Annotated in this window: 15 protein-coding genes; 4 read left to right on the plus strand and 11 right to left on the minus strand. The window is 32.6% G+C overall.

Going from position 1 to position 16,104, the window contains the following annotated elements; all coding sequences use genetic code 11:
* The 11 genes from HNQ03_RS06730 to HNQ03_RS06780 all read right to left on the minus strand — a co-directional run.
* The coding region (locus HNQ03_RS06730) for a hypothetical protein (RefSeq protein WP_173778914.1) at positions 1-749 on the minus strand (749 nt) is incomplete at its 3' end.
* Positions 750-768: 19 nt separating this feature from the next.
* A complete protein-coding gene (locus tag HNQ03_RS06735; RefSeq protein WP_173778915.1) occupies positions 769-1,536 on the minus strand; it encodes a DUF4280 domain-containing protein in 768 nt (255 codons plus the stop codon).
* Positions 1,537-1,540: 4 nt separating this feature from the next.
* Positions 1,541-2,572 carry a hypothetical protein gene (locus HNQ03_RS06740; protein WP_173778916.1) on the minus strand — a complete coding sequence of 344 codons (1,032 nt, stop codon included), beginning with the start codon at positions 2,570-2,572 and terminating at the stop codon, positions 1,541-1,543.
* A 205-nt stretch (positions 2,573-2,777) separates the two neighbouring features.
* A complete protein-coding gene (locus tag HNQ03_RS06745) occupies positions 2,778-3,218 on the minus strand; it encodes a GPW/gp25 family protein (RefSeq protein ID WP_173778917.1) in 441 nt (146 codons plus the stop codon).
* Positions 3,219-3,227: 9 nt separating this feature from the next.
* Positions 3,228-4,115, minus strand: a complete 888-nt coding sequence (locus HNQ03_RS06750; RefSeq protein WP_226927451.1) for a lytic transglycosylase domain-containing protein — start codon at positions 4,113-4,115, stop codon at positions 3,228-3,230.
* 19 nt (positions 4,116-4,134) lie between these two features.
* Positions 4,135-6,618: an ATP-dependent Clp protease ATP-binding subunit gene (locus HNQ03_RS06755; protein ID WP_173778919.1), complete on the minus strand. Its 2,484-nt coding sequence runs from the start codon at positions 6,616-6,618 to the stop codon at positions 4,135-4,137.
* A gap of 286 nt (positions 6,619-6,904) precedes the next feature.
* Complete coding sequence (locus tag HNQ03_RS06760; protein ID WP_173778920.1) at positions 6,905-7,111, minus strand: hypothetical protein; 207 nt, start codon at positions 7,109-7,111, stop codon at positions 6,905-6,907.
* A 4-nt stretch (positions 7,112-7,115) separates the two neighbouring features.
* A complete protein-coding gene (locus HNQ03_RS06765) occupies positions 7,116-8,153 on the minus strand; it encodes a hypothetical protein (protein WP_173778921.1) in 1,038 nt (345 codons plus the stop codon).
* 5 nt (positions 8,154-8,158) lie between these two features.
* Positions 8,159-9,538, minus strand: coding sequence for a hypothetical protein (locus HNQ03_RS06770; RefSeq protein ID WP_173778922.1), 1,380 nt, complete (start codon positions 9,536-9,538; stop codon positions 8,159-8,161).
* On the minus strand, positions 9,474-11,030 hold the full coding sequence (locus tag HNQ03_RS06775) for a hypothetical protein (protein ID WP_173778923.1): 1,557 nt from the start codon (positions 11,028-11,030) through the stop codon (positions 9,474-9,476). The genes HNQ03_RS06770 and HNQ03_RS06775 overlap by 65 nt, the downstream gene beginning before the upstream one ends.
* Before the next feature lies 1 nt (position 11,031).
* On the minus strand, positions 11,032-11,523 hold the full coding sequence (locus tag HNQ03_RS06780) for a DUF4280 domain-containing protein (RefSeq protein WP_173778924.1): 492 nt from the start codon (positions 11,521-11,523) through the stop codon (positions 11,032-11,034).
* Positions 11,524-11,648: 125 nt separating this feature from the next.
* Here HNQ03_RS06780 and HNQ03_RS06785 point away from each other — a divergent pair, with 125 nt between their 5' ends.
* The 4 genes from HNQ03_RS06785 to HNQ03_RS06800 all read left to right on the plus strand — a co-directional run bounded on the left by HNQ03_RS06785 (position 11,649) and on the right by HNQ03_RS06800 (position 16,099).
* Positions 11,649-12,638, plus strand: a complete 990-nt coding sequence (locus tag HNQ03_RS06785; protein ID WP_173778925.1) for a hypothetical protein — start codon at positions 11,649-11,651, stop codon at positions 12,636-12,638.
* Positions 12,639-12,686: 48 nt separating this feature from the next.
* Positions 12,687-13,178 carry a DUF4280 domain-containing protein gene (locus HNQ03_RS06790; RefSeq protein WP_173778926.1) on the plus strand — a complete coding sequence of 164 codons (492 nt, stop codon included), beginning with the start codon at positions 12,687-12,689 and terminating at the stop codon, positions 13,176-13,178.
* Between the two features lie 217 nt (positions 13,179-13,395).
* On the plus strand, positions 13,396-14,073 hold the full coding sequence (locus HNQ03_RS06795) for a hypothetical protein (protein ID WP_173778927.1): 678 nt from the start codon (positions 13,396-13,398) through the stop codon (positions 14,071-14,073).
* A 46-nt stretch (positions 14,074-14,119) separates the two neighbouring features.
* Positions 14,120-16,099: a hypothetical protein gene (locus tag HNQ03_RS06800; RefSeq protein ID WP_173778928.1), complete on the plus strand. Its 1,980-nt coding sequence runs from the start codon at positions 14,120-14,122 to the stop codon at positions 16,097-16,099.
* Positions 16,100-16,104: the final 5 nt, after the last annotated feature.

The raw sequence follows: 16,104 nt of genomic DNA on the forward strand, positions 1-16,104 counted from the left end.
TCTTTAGGTGTTTTAGAAGTGGAAGTCTTGCTGGGAGTTGTTTTTTTTTCATCCTCAGGATTATATACATTTACATTTTGCGAGGCATGAGTTTTCCCAAAATATTCCGCAGTTACATAATACTCGTGTTTTTTCTTTTCATCTTCTCTTTTATTTGCCAGAGCAATATAAGTATTAAAAAGTGTGAAATCCCAGCGAGCATTGCCTCTTGCATCTACAGTGATAGGTGGAGATTTTGTGATGAATTGATTTTTAGAATTGTGACCATTTTCTACTTCATCATCTTCCCACAATTTGAAAACGATGCTGTGCAATGCTAAATTTTGGCATTTTGCAGTTGCACTCGATCTATCCATATAGTGTAAAGTTTTAGTGATTTTTGAACCATCTTGATAGGAAAGATCAATTCCTAAAATTTCTTTTTCTTGGGACACAGACTGATCCTTTTTCTGAGGTTGCACAAAAATTGCCATAGGTTCTTTACCTTCGGCTTCGTGCAAATAGCCTTCAATTTTATAAGAAAACTTGTGCGCATTTGGTCCAAAAGTGAAATAATTTATTCCTTTCTTTTTTATCCCAGTACTTCTATATCCATCATCTGTTTTTAAATACAATTCCCAAGTAACCAAAGATTGATTTCTTTGTGAGTGTGGTGTTTCTGGATACCATTCTACAACATTATAATAAGTTTTTACTCCAACTTTTGGATTTTCATCTCCTTTAATTCTATAAACTCCTCCTTTAGACATAATTTTAAATTTTTAGAATTTACCAAGCATGGCGGTTCCCACTTTCTTCAATCTCTTCCTGAAAATCCTCGAAATCCATAATAGGATTATAAATATGCTGTTTTCTCGCATCCGCATTTTTCACATTACTTTTCCCGGCTTCGCTTTGCTGCCCGTGTTTCATAATGGTTATTTTTCCGCCAACTCCACATTGCAATTCGGAAATTTCTGTGATGCAATTTTTGCCCATCACCTTAACTTTATCGTATGTTTTTGTCCATTTTCCAACTGGTGCGTATGAACAAGGTAGATAGCCGCCAGAAGTAGGTTGCAATTTGCAATTGCCAAATGGCATTGCCGGTGGATCTAGCATGACATCATCTTCTGTAACGGCAAGATAATCTGCTTCTCCTTCGGCATCATTCCAATAATGCTTTTGGTGAGAAGTAACTGTAAATTTCGGGAACTTGAAACCCTGGTCGCATTTGCACATACCTTTTTGAATGACGAAATATTTGCCGTCGTGCTCGCTGGATGAAGATTCAGATTTTTCTTCCTTTTTTTCTTCTTCTTTAGATTCTTCTTCTTCAGATTGTTGTTCTCCTTTTTGAGTATCTTCTTCATCCATAGAATCTTTACCTTCATCATAACCGCTCATAGGATTTAAATCATCGGCAACATTACCCTGCTTTGAGCTTGATTGTGCAACAAAATCTCCACCAAAATATGGCGAAGAAATTTTGGAATCCCCGTTTTTTGGTGGCGTTTTTAAACCTTCAAATTTTTTATCTTTACCTAAATCTTCCATGATCTTAAATTTTTGATACTGTAATCTTGTGCTTTCTGTATAGTTCTCCTTCATGTATTAATGCAATTCCCGCTTGGATCTTCTCCAATTGCTTGGTCAATTTATGCGTTGTGTATTTTAATTCTACCAAACCCGTCATTACTTCTTCAACCTCATCATTCAATCTTCTGCCTTGCAATAGTTGTTGCAGAGAAACTTCTTCCATAACTTCCCCTTTCAAGACGGTTTGAATTTCTTCTTCATTTATATGATGAAATTCTATATTAAAATTACAATTTAATGGGAAAGAATTTTTGACTAAATAGAAATTTTCTTTCCAAGTATTCTGCTTGTGAAACCAACTTAAATTTGGAAACAATATTTGATACAAAAAAGTTGAGTTGATTTGTTTTTCGAAATATTCCTGATTAGATAGATTGCTAGCAAATCGATCTACATATTTCTGTGCAACTTCTCCGATATGAAAATCTTCTATATCTTTCCTTTTCTCTTGAAAAACTTTCTGAATATTCTCAAATTGGTACATCTTTGCAATATTTCCCTCGGGATATACTTCAAATTGCAATGGCGAGATGCTTTCTGCACAAGCAATAGACAATTCGCTCATTTTATCATCAGGCTTTTCTCCATTGTTCAAAAAATTAGAACTTTTAATAGAGGCAACTAAAATTTTTAATTGATTTTCCTTCTTTTCCTCCAGTCTGATATTTACTGTATAAGAAATTTCTACCGCATTTTCAAAATCACTTTCGTAGGATTCTATAATTTTATAATTTTCCGCATAAAAGTCCTGCGAAATATTTTTTGCTGGTATTGCTTCTGCTATTTCCTTATTTATTTGCGCAACACTTTTAAAATTTTTAGGAATTATAATTTTTTCTACACCAATGAGGGAATTGAAATACAGCAAACCATTTTTTTCGCAATTAATATTGTGAAAATCTCGAACTTCATCTTCACTCATACCCAATTTTTGCCCTATTTTGGCAAGAGTATCGTCAGTTTTGACATCGTAAATAATTATTGAATCTCCCATATTCTGAATTATTAAAAAGAAAATTCCTTTTAAGTAAAATTAAGTAAAAAAAGGAACGCTTTTTCAAAAACAACAGAAATTAATGAAATTGTAGTAGTTCTACTACAAAATACGATTTTATACATTAAACACTTTTTTATTTCAAAAAAAAATGCGATAGAATCTACCGCATTTTTATATTATTTAGTTATTTTTCGAATATCTTCTAATCGATAGACATAGGACTAAGAAAAATTTCTGTGGAAAAATTAAATGCTTCACCAGTTGAATCTAGTTTTGCATTAATTATTATCTTCACTTTCTTTTTCACTTCCGTAAATCCTTTGGTTTCGTAGTTATGCTCTACAAATTTTATAGATGCAGATACGATTGCATTTACAAGGCGAGGTTCATACTCATCTATTTGTCTCTGCAAACTTTTTACGAAAATATTTTCCCACATTGCAGAAGTAACGCCATTATCAAATTCTACATTCCAGACATCGTTACCATAGTTTTCATCACATCTATTTTCTCCTTTTTTGGTAATAATCAGCAACATTATATTTTGCGCAATGCTTTCTCCTACTCCACAAGTATCTATATGGCCGCCGTTGCTCATCATGGACATCGGATTTAGTGGCATTTTATAATTCTCGTTTTCCATTATATTTTATTATTTTTTAAGAGAAGCTGCTAAAATTTTGTATTTATTGATGATGAAAGTATCCATTAATTCTTTTGGTAGAAGTAAAGTAGTTTCGCCTCTTTCGCGTAGATTTTTTTCGATTCCAGGATTTAAAACTAAAATTTCGCTTTTACTGATTTTCAAATATTCTGCAATCACGTCTAAATTGTGCGCTCCATTGATACTTGTTTGAGCTAAATCTGGATTGAATTGAGATGTAGGCACACTTGCAATTGCAGCTTTTTTACTTTTTGGAATCTCTTTTTTTACAGCGTTTTTCTGTATTTTGGGAGTTTTATAATAATCTTGAAGTACAGCTTCTAGTTCACCTGTTGCAAAACTGGCGTTTAGGTATTTTTGAACATGATTTTGTGTTTCTGCTGGTAAAAAATTTTTAAAATCAGTATAATTTTTAGATCCTGCTTTAGTCATTGCTTTGCTCACATTACCTTCACCGCAATTATAAGCCGCAACAACAGTTACCCAATTTTGATATTTATTGTACAGATTGATTAGCGAATTAGTGACCGCTTTTGTACTTTTATACATATCATTCCGATCTTCATCTGTGAGGCCATAATCGTTTGCATGGCCTACCATAAATTGCCAAACACCGGAAGCACCTGCTACAGAAATAGAATTTCGATCTAAATGAGATTCTATAATCGCAAGATTTCGCATGTGTTTCGGAATTCCTCTACTGCTAAAAGAGTACTCTATAAAACGAACCAATTCTTTGTTGTTCTTTATAATATTTTGATACTTCCGAACGCTTTGTTCGGAAGTATCTGTTGCACTCAAACGTTGTGCAAACAATTGTGTAGAACAAAATAAACCAATAAAAAATATAAAATATTTAAAAATAAAATTCTTCAAAATTATGTATAAAAATTGATTACTTAATTTCCCAAACCAGTTCCTTACTTTCTGCATTCCAATCTACAGAAATATTTTCGCCGGCTTTCACTTCCTCACGTACAATTCTTTTTGAGATAGGACGTGCAATTTGCGAACGAATGACACCTGTGATTTGTCTTGCTCCATACTTACTGCTAAAACCATTTAAGGCCAATTCTTTTACTGCAGCATCTGTAATATCGAAAGTCATTCCCAATCTTTGCAAAGCATTGCGCAATGGTTTCAATTGAATTTTGAAAATATTTTCTGCCATCGCTTCTGTGATCGGAGAAAATGGAATAATTTCTGTGATTCTTGCTAAAAACTCAGGGCGAAAACGGCCAGAATCTGTCATAATTTTCATTAATGATTTTGCACCTGGAATTTCATTTCTTTCAAAATGCTCTACAATTTGGTCGCTACCAATATTGGATGTAAATAATATTAATGAATTACTAAAATCACCTTCTTTACCTAATTTATCATGAATTTTCCCTTCGTCCATTATTTGAAGAAAAACATCAAAAACCGAGGTGTGTGCTTTTTCAATTTCATCAAATAAAACTACAGCATAAGGTTGCTGACGAATTTTATTAACTAAAACACCACCTTCTTCATAACCTACATATCCAGGAGGCGCACCATAAAGCAAAGCCGCAGAATGTTCTTCTTTAAATTCTGACATATCAAAACGGATCATCGCACTTTCATCATTAAATAAAAGTTCTGCCATAGATTTTGCCAGTTCGGTTTTACCAGTTCCAGTTGGTCCGAGTAAGAAAAATGAACCGATTGGTTGCCCAGGTTTGTTCAATCCACTTCTATTTTCTATGATGGCATCGGCTAAAGTTTTCAGCGCATGATCTTGTCCGACTACTCTTTTCTTGAGTAAATCTTCCATATTCATCAGTTTTTCTTTCTCACCTGATTGAATTTTTCCGATCGGAATTCCAGTTTTGGACGCCATCACAGCAGCCATTTCTAATGTGCCTACTTTTTCACGTTTTACGGAAGCGTGTTTTATTAATTCTTCAAAAGTTTCATTAATGATTTTTTTTATTTGAGTAACATCCATAGAATTATCTAAAACATGTTGCTCTGATAAAGAACCCCAAAGAATTGGGCTCAATTTATTTTGTAACAATTGAAAATTCCACAGTAATTCATCAATCAAAAGTGGGTCATCTTCTGGCGTTTCTTTAATAATCTCTTCGTAATTTTCTTTCCATTTTTGAAGTTCACCTTCCGAAAGTTCGTCTAACATTTTGATGGAAGCCATCGTTCTATCTAATAAATCTATAGCAGAATCTGGCAATTTTTTACCTTTAGAATATCTTTTAGCCAGCTTCACGCAATCACCCAGACTGTTTTCATCTACATCTACGCCATGATGTTCTTTATAACTCTCCAGAATTTTCTTCATCATTTTCACACAAGCTGCTTCTTCTGGTTCTTCAACCGTCAAAACTTCAAATCTTCTGTCAAATGCGCGTTCTGGTTCGATAATTTTTCTATATTCTTCTTGCGTTGTAGCACCTATTACGGTGATTTCTCCACGCGCTAATTCTGGTTTTAATAAATTAGCCACATTTCCTGCACTACCTTTACTATCTAAAAGCGAATGAATTTCATCAATAAAAAGAACGGCTTTATTTATCTTTTTACATTCATTAATTACTTTTTTCAAACGGTCTTCTATTTCACCTTTGTAAGAAGTTCCGGCTAAAAGAGCACCTGTGTCTAGTTCTAATAATGTCGCTTCTTTTAATAATTCCGGTACGTTTCCAATATTAATTTCTGAGGCAAAACCTTCTAATAATGCAGTTTTACCAACGCCTGGTTCACCTACAATAATTACATTGGGTTTCGTTTTTCGGCAAAGAATTTCTACCAATTGACGCAATTCTTTGTCCCGACCGACGATGGTTTCTATTTTTCCATCAGCTGCCATTTTCGTCATATCTACACAATATGCCGTAATTGCAGGAAAAGATGATTTGGAATCTTGAAAACCAGATAAAAGATTATTCGCTTGATTATTTATTTGCTTACTTTCTCCTTGAAAATGATTTAAAATTTCATGTTCACGTAAGGGTAAAGATTTTAATTCTTGTGCAGTATAAGCTACATTTGCTTTGGTAATGGCTGTAAGAATGCACAAAGGATTCACCTCATCTAAGCCTAATCTCAAACGCATTTCATCTGCTTCTTCTAAGATTTTGTCGATTTTTTCATCTGGCGTTGGTTCGGAAGGAAGATTTCCTGTTTTTGGGTATTCTTCTATTCTAACGTCTGCCCAATCATAAATATAGGCGGGATCTTTATCTATTGAACTTAAAAATTCGCGTAAGCCGATGTCTTTATGCATCAATGCTTGCAGCAAATGGGAACCGCCATAAGTGGCATTATAATTTTCTCTTGCTATAGATTGCGCGATATGAATTAGTTGCTTCGCAGATTCGTCGGTTATTAGTACGCTCATATAATATTTATTATGTTGTAGATGATGTACATCAAATATAGTATTTTTTAGGGAAATATGATTGAATATTATTTCCGAAAATCTGATTTCGTAGCATCACGTTTTACATAAGGACTTTTCTAGTAATAATAAATTCTTAGAACAAAGTTTACAATAAGTAGGTAATTAAATCTAAGTAGGAAGAATTTGGGAATAAAGAAAAGGTGAAACTTAACTACCTTTTCAAAGACTTGATTCATAAATACTCAAAATTTACTTCAGTAAGATAATGATTCACTAAAATTTCTTAGGTACAGTAGTTTTGGTTGATGCGCAACATGTACATAGGTTCTTGAGGATAACGCTTTACGTTTTCCATTACTTTTGCGGCAATGTTGTCTGAGGTAATGTTGTTTGTCATATCTTTATTTGTATTGGTATTTTGTCCGCATCCCTGCAAACCCATCAAAAACAAACTACACAAACCTATTTTTTTTATTGTTAAAATAACCATTATTCTATTTTATCATCTCTAAATGAATCTCTTCTTGTCCTTTATAATCTTGAGGCATGTAGAGATATGTTCTTGGAAATTCTCCTCTAATCTTTCCGTTTTCAGTAGGGTACTCAAAGTAAAGCACAGATTTTCCTCTAAGAAAGCGATCTGTATTAGGACTACTTGGAAACTTGAAATAGATGATTCTTCCGTTGCCATAAAATTGTACTTCATAATTTTCTATAGGTTGAAAGGTTTTATCTTTAAATTTTAAACTTTCCTTATATTCGTCCCAAGTTTCTTGGGTGTATTTTACGTCCCAATAGTTTGATTGGGCTCTTCTGAGTAATTGACCAAATTCTGCTTGTGCTTTAGCATCAGCATCTTCATCTTCAAATATTTTTTGAACATTTTTGTAATAAGCCAATACTTTTTGTTTCAGTTTGTTTTGATCTAGTTTTCTTAAATCAACTCCCTTGCTCCAGCCTTCATTCTCGTAAGGGACTTGGGCATTAAAACTAAAGGTGTATTCATAAAATGGGCTGCCTGCTGCGGGTAGTTTATTATCTTCAAACCCTGGGCTTTGATGAACCATAATGGTTTGCTCATCTTTCATTTGGTAGTTTTTCCAATCGTTCACTTTTATTACTTCTATAGAAACGCTGCTGCCACCTTCTAAATTCTTAAAAAAGGGTTTATCTTCGCCATAAGCTTTTTGCAATAAATCTCCTATTGGATACATACGTACCGTTACAGTCTGCCCGCCACTTTTGAGAATAGCTTCATTAATATAGATAGGTGTAGCAAAAGCACCCAAATCATAGTTATTTTCAACGGGATAGTCGTTTACTAAAATTTCGTAAGTGCAGTAGTTTTGGTTGATGCGCAACATATACATAGGTTCTTGAGGATAACGCTTTACGTTTTCCATTACTTTTGCGGCAATGTTGTCTGAGGTAATGTTGTTTGTCATATCTTTATTTGTATTGGTATTTTGTCCGCAACATATCAATTGCATAAATAAGAGGCTATAGATAAAGGCGTTTTTTATTATTTTCATTCGTTTTATTTTTCTTTGCTAAAATCGCTAAACACGGGTATTTCTTCGCCAGGAATTACAAACCCTGGGATAAACTCAATTAAGTAAGGCTTGCTATTACCCGCATCATCGGTGCCACCAGAGATTTCTATATTTTTTGATTTCTTTTTAACAATAACAAGCACAGTACCCATTAAACCAGAAAAAATGTAGTTGTCTCTATATACAGGCATGGCAAGGTTGCTGCTTTTGATGGCTTTTTCATAAAGATCTTCTGAAATTTTAGTGCTTGACATTTTATCTACAAGATTGCTTACAGCAGCAGCAGTGGCAGTACTGGTACTATAATAATAAGTGCGTTCAAAATACAGCGTACCTTTAATTTCTGCAATGGCTGTGGCATTAACGCCTACATCTGCAAATTCTTTACCAGTAAAATCTTGTAGAAAATCTGGCACGTAATAATTCAGTTTACTAAATTTTACAGTCTTCACTAATTTAGCATCTAACTTTAAAAAAAGATCAATGCCTTGTTTTTTGCCATAAGATACTTGGTTTTTAAAAGGTTCGTCTTTTTTGCGCTGGCTTTCCGGTGTATATGAATTTTTTCCATCAAAAAGACTCAAACTTTGTTGAAAAAGATCTGCTTTTACAGTTATATGTGCATCAATAAATCCATCGAAGGTTAGGGTTAATATAGCAGAGGCACCTAGTAAATCTTTTATTTTTTTTTCAAAATAAGATATAACTCTGTTTTCTGCATAATAGGCAAGTTCTCTAACGTCTCTTACGCTTTTAACACTTACAGTTGGTTTTTCTTTAGGTGCATTTTTATCCTTTGGTATTGCTTTTTTAGCATGTCCGTAGATCGTTTCTATAGTTCCCGCAACACCAGCAACACTCTGAAATTTATCAAATATACCCTGTATTCCTGTTACATTAGCAAAAAAATTACCTAAAGTCCATTCTTCGTTTCGTTGTATTGCGAAAAGTGGCGCAGCACTTAGGGTATATTCCAGTACAAAACCAATAGTTTCATCTTCATATTTTTTGAAGGCAGCACCAGCGTTTATAGCTATTTGCGGAGCAATAAATTTGTACCCTCCTTCTTTGTTTTCATAAGTATTTGCCCCTGCAAGCGAAGAAGCTAAACGTGTATATTTATAAATTTTTTGAATTTTAGTTGCTATAACACCAAGGTTTTTTCCTCGTGTTAAAATTAGTAAAAGAATGTCTATTATTAAACTAACTACAACTCCTGATCCAATAATGGTTTTGGCTACCCATTTGTATTCATCGGAATAGGGAATTATAGTAGGGTTCTTTCCGTCTTTATCAAAATCATAATAAGCATGAAAGCCCACGGCAAAATCTTCTGCGGTAGCTTCCAGATAAGCTTTTACCAAAATCTTTTGTTCCTATTCCCATAAAAATATCTACAGCATACTTTAAATATCTTTCTATAAATTGGTTAAAGGCATCAATTTCATCTTTTAATCCACGTTGCAGATTAACTTCAATATCTTTATAAAAAATCTTGTTACCTTGCAATTTTCCTAAAATGTCAGGGCCATATTGTTGTAAAAAACTTTGCTTTGCAAAATCTGACAGACGCGTTTTAGGATTTCCCCATTGAAAATGAAAAGACCAAGCTAAATCTGGATAAACTACCAGCGGAATAAAATGTCGGTACCGGCATGTTTCAATATTCACTATTGTATCTTTATAAATAGAGTGCAATAACAAAGGGTTGTACAATGCCAAAAAATTTAAATAATCTATGTTTTCGCTATCCAAAAAAATATAAGGGTATTTTAATTGAAAACTTAATTGAGGAGTTTTCGCCTCATTATATTCTGGATCAACATCCAACAATAATTCTTCTTTAATTTTTTTTACATCAATTACAATTCCTCCATGCGGAACCTTTTCATTATCAATAGTTGCATCTTGATCTGGAAGTTTGGATTGGTATTTATCTAAATTACGACAATGTTCTGTGGTTAATTTCGCAAGTAAAACCTCTAATTTCTTTCCTTTTTTCCCAGCAATAACTGTAATATTTGGCTTGTCATCTAATGATTTCTTTTCAGTTTTTTCATCAAATATTACAATTGGCTCTTTACTATTTTCTAATAGATAAGATATTTCTGTGTACTTACAAGGTTCATATTTTTGAGTAAAATAAGATTCTGCACTTATAACAACTGGACTAATATTATTTATATCTACTTCAGAATTTTCGGTTTCTAAAATAGATTTTAATGTTAATGAAGGGCCATTGTAAAGTACTTCATTCATATATAAAATTTGAAAACTTAATTTAACTTCACCTTTTGCATAAACTTCTTGCGCAAAACCGATCAAAGAAACATCAAAATAGTGATCGTCTCCCATGGGTGATTCTTTATACAGTTTTCCATCTAAGAATATTCTTATTATAAGACTAATACCTTTAATACCTTTTCCTTGGATAATATCTATTCTTGCAATATGATTTGAAACTTTTGATTCAGAAATTTCTTTCTCCTGAAAATCTAACCACACTGCATTTTTTATTTCTGGAATAGCAATTATATTTAGCAAAACGGTACTTTGCCTTACTCCCTTGTACTTTGTGAAAATGCTTAATACGACAGGCTCTTGAACACTTCCTGCATTGCCTCCATAAAGTTTCATTTCCACTTTTGTTGACCCAGAATAATCATTTTTATCTAAATACTTATTCTTCGTATTATCATATATAAACCATTGTATTTCATGCTCATTTTCTAAATTCGTTTGCACAAACAAAATTTGTTTGGGGCTTTTATCATCAATAAATGATACAATTGTTTTTGGTGTACCAATATCTACACCTATACTTTTTGTTTCTAAATAAATTATAGCTTCAGACATATTAATTAGATTTAAAAATTATTTCAACTTCTTCCTCTTTATCTTCCAATTCCACAAAAGGCAGTAACTCCGCTAAGACCTCTTTATTTGCATTCTTCAAATTCTGCACAGAAATTTCTGCAATCTGACCGTGATTTATAATGGTGATACAATCTTGTCCGCCAATTGGGCAAGTTGCTTTGCTGTCTTCTAATAGTGCTTTTCCATTATTATCTTGCAATGTAATTTTCTCATAAAAACCACTCCACGTTGATACTACTATTTGGCAAGGCTTAAAACCACCTCCTGGTATGGGTTGCATTTTGCAAGGCCCAAAAGTGTTTTTTTCAAAATTAGAAGCACCCATGTCCTTGTTTGTAGCCATGAGTTTTGTGCTACCTTCTTTATCATTGATGTATCTTTTGCTTTGGGTAAGAACTTTCAATTTATCTGGTGTAGTTCCAAAATTGCACTTGCAAAGTGCGCCTTGGCAAACTAAATGTTTTTCGCTCATTTAATTACTCATCGTACAAACATTCTATAATTAATTTTTAATATTTCAACTAAGATAATTTTTTTATTTTATTTATAAAGTAAAAAATCCTTAATTTAGTCCAATAGTAAGCAAGAAGTATATAAATGAAAGAAAAAGTTCTAGACAAAAATGAAGTAAGAAGAAGATTGAATGGCATGAGAATTAATCCAGATGGATTAGAAGCTCGGAAATACGGTGTTTCCATCAAATATTTTGATAGTGAAGAATTAAAGCCGCAAAAAAGGATGGATTATGAAGCAATCGTTGAACTTAATGTAACGCAAGGAAACGGAGAGATCAGCATTAACAAAACCAATTTATTTTTTAACCAACATGAGCCAGATTTTATAAATGAAATTTTAGCAGAATCTATCTCAAAATCACTTTATCCTGTAAAAGTTTTTTATAATGAAAAAGGCATTGCTGCAAATAACATCAATAACCATGAAGAAATTTTAAATAGATGGCAAGAACAGAAGAATAAAATTCTTGAAAAATATAAAAGCGCCGATTTGGATGATTTTTTTAATGTTTTTGAAAAGAAATTAGAAAATAAGCAGCACGTGGCGAAAAGTATGAATTACGATTGGTTTTGGAATTTATTTTTCCATCCTGTGCTAATAAATTATGGTGACAGAAGAAGCGTGAAAAATGAAATGTACTTGGCTGTAATCTCTTACCAATATCCACTTCGTTTTACTGGAACTCAGATTATAGAAAAAATCCCAACAGATTATCATTCCTTTAAAGTGGAATTTAATAGTGATGAAATTAAAGCGCCCACTTACTTCTACCCCAAAAATGCCGAAGAAGATCTTACCTTATGGATGTCTCTAAAAGTTCATTTTGATTCCGATGTCTACCACCATTTTCCGATGCATATCAGAGCCTATTTTGAAATTTATTCTAAAGATTGGGAAGGCAAAAAAATTATAAGCCGTAGAATAGAATTTACAATGTACCAAACCAATTCCGAAATCTATAAAACTAAAGTGTTAAGCGAAAAGAGTCCTTTTATAACTGGTGGTTTAATTAAATTACCGCCGAATAAATGGGGTTTTGATAATTTTGAACAAATTGAAAATGATTGGTAACGGCTTTTTCAGTAATTTTTATTAACTTTATCTCAAATAAATCACAAAATGGCATTAAAGGAAAAAGTAGTTCAGGGCGCACTTTGTCTCTGCAAATACGGCACAACGCCCGATAAACTAAAAGTGCTTACGCATACAAAATATTACCTGAATGATCATGAAGGCACAAAAAAATTGGCTGCCACTCACAAAGATATTGGCGCCACTACCTTTGAAAAGAATACTTTTGGTCCATGCAAAATGCAACCAACACCAGGAGGTTTTAAACCCTGCCAAATTGTACTTACAGCTTGGACAGGTTTTTACGAAAAAGAAAAATATTCACCACCAGATGGTTATATTTTATTGGAAGATAGCAAAGCAACATGCCCGATTGGAGGACCCGATTGTATTTCTATTCTGAAATCTGGACAAATGGGAGAACCTACCAAAAAGAATTTGCAAAATGCTGATGAGGAATTGCAATCGCATGTGAATCCTTTGGTGGATATGGCAAATATTGATAAGAAAGATCCGTACTCTCATCTGAATATAAATTAATTGTTAAAAAAAAATAGGAAAAATAATTGGTTGTAAGTATAACGATGGTAGTATTATTGTAATTGGCTATAGGAGAGGTAAACCAGCAAAGTTAAATCAGACCAATCCTAAACCAGAACAAGAGTCCCTTATTCAAAAAGATCAAACTGTCATTCTTGAATCAAATCAAAGTGCTGCTACGTTTTATGTAGATAAATCATGTTTTGACGATGGAGTATTGCCTTCTAAAGATGTCAATTGGTCTGTTGTATACCAGGAAGCCTTTGCAAACGCTATAAATGGCAAAACAAAGGATGGCAAAATAAATTCAAAATTATGGGGTTTGCATGGCGGCTCAAAAAGTTTTGATTTTTACGGAATGGATAAAAATTACAAAACAGGAACTGATATAAATATTACAGGCATTGGTTACAATTCTTTGTATTACGATGGTTATTATCAGAAAGTTTTTATATTCACTGATGACCCTTCAAAAAGCTTCACCTTTTATATAATTCCAGTTTCTACACCAGCAATTACCTTTGCATATTTTGAAAATAGTGAAAACAATTATCAATATGGCGATGTCGTAAAATGCAGTGTGCATTTTCATAATATTTATTCGGAAAAATCTCAGGATGTATGCGCTCAATATTTCATAGTTGAGAATAATGGTGAAAATAAAAAATTTGGTCTGGAAGAGACAACGGAGGATATTGATTTATCACAAATAAAAGACGCAAGTGTTTGGGCAAGTGCAGTTCATATTATGCCTGATATGGAATCTTATTATGGCAGAGGTGCAAATCAAAAATTAGAAAATACAGTTTTGATCGATTATGAGAAATGGAGAAAAGGAGAAGTTGAAAAAAAGGAGTTTTCAGTAATCGCAGTTATTTATCGGGATAATATATAGACCTGTAATTTCGAATAAAATAGAAATTATTTTAATTAAAAATTTTTTGAATGAGCCGACAAGTGATGTTGTTCAGTATGAACCATCGATATTAGGAGTTACCGATCTTGATGATAAAAAAAATTCAATCTCAAGTCGCATAAAAGTAAATGCAGATTACATGAGTGAGATTCTTGAAAGAAATGAACAGATAAAAAATAATCAAATTCAATATATTGGAGATATAAAATTTAAACACAGAGAATCTGATCCATGTGGATTTTCAAAAATATTAATAAAAGAGGGTGATGATGAAGATTCTGTGTCAAAGGGGAAAAGAATACCAATAATAATTTTTGACGAAAATGGAAATAAAAACCAAAAATTTACCGATGATACGGAAAATTTCTATGATGTAGTAGCGGGAGAAAGTATAAAGAAAATTATTATTACACTTGATAATTTGCAAAATAAGAATGTGTTTTGTAACGGAGTAATGTTACCTGAAAAATCAAAACACGACATAAGAGAGAATGTATTTCAAATGAACAAAGTTACATATCCTTTTAAAAATAAGAAAGGTCATTATGTTGTCGATAGAGATTATAGTAGTATTGATAAGATTGATTATGATTATAGAAAAAGCACTGTGGAATCTATTGATATATCTAAAAAGCAAGGATTAATTTTGGGCAAAGATTATGAATTTAAGGGAGAAAATAAACTTCAATTAAATTTATCATATATCTACAATAAACATATGTTAGAAGATTCACCAATACGTACTTGGGGTTTAGCAATAGGTGAATTAGCAGAAGGCATTATGGATCAAGTGTGGATGTTTAATTACTTTTTTTTGACGGAATCCAAAGCTCAAACATATTTTGTACCTATTGGAACATGTCGGTATCCAAATCAATTAGCAAAAGTCCGAATATTTCCCGAGATTAAATGGGAAGTTTTTATCTTGATTAAGCCGAAAGATGATTCTGACTTTTACACTTATTCTGGTATGCCTGAAGGTAATACTGAAAATAAGCAAAAAATAAACTTAAAACATTTCAATAAGGCTATCAAAGCAACTAAAACTGGTAAAATAGATTCACCGAAATATGGGGGAGAATTACATATAAAATGTACAGTTGATAACAAGCTTTATGATTTGGGAATAGCACTACAAAGCAATCTAAATAAGATTATAGAGAAAATTACTACAATTAAAGATATTTTAGATTCCATTTGCCATAGAAATGTAGCAACGGATTTACAAAAAGATGCAAAAAAAGTTTTACCCAAAGTTAGTAAAGCAATCTCATCACCAGTTTTTTTAGAATTTTCATTACCAACAATCAGAATAGGTGGGGAGTGGAAATTTGACGTTCCAGATGTAGCAAGCCCTGAAGTAAAATGTATTGGATCACTTAAAATTGGATTTGAACCACTTATTAAAGCAAAAGGCGGGATTGATCTTTTAGCATTAGCATCTAAAATTCCGCCAGTGGGAGCTGTATTAACGGCACTTGATTATCTAGAGACAGCATTAGGTTGGGTCGCAAAGAAAACTGGTGTGCAAGTGAGTTGGGAATTAATATTTAATCTATATGCAAAAGGTGAAGTGAAATATTCTAATACCATTGATTTTCTCAATCCTAAAGGATCAAGTAGTGAACTGAAATTAGGGATATTTATTGGGATAGAATTTGGGTTTACAATAAAAGCTACAATATCAAAAGTAATATTTGTCGCTGGAGATAAGAATGGTGTAGATGGGAAGAAAATAGATAGCACTAAAAAAGTTGGTTTTGAAGGAGTTTTGACAGCAGAGGCAGAAACTGGGTTTGAAGGAAAAGCAATTGATGGTTTTGACAAACAGGGAAGGTATGTTCAATTTAAGTTAGATTATTTGGGTATCACTTTAAAAGTAATTGGTAAGCTTACTATTTATAATAAAACCGGTCAACCTGGCAAGAAAGGATTTAATATTAAGAAAAATATAGTCGATCGTTACGACGAAATTTTAAAAACAGATAAAATGTATGTGCTATAAAAATA

The organism is Frigoriflavimonas asaccharolytica (assembly GCF_013294015.1).
In the GTDB taxonomy this organism is placed as follows: Bacteria; Bacteroidota; Bacteroidia; order Flavobacteriales; family Weeksellaceae; genus Frigoriflavimonas; species Frigoriflavimonas asaccharolytica.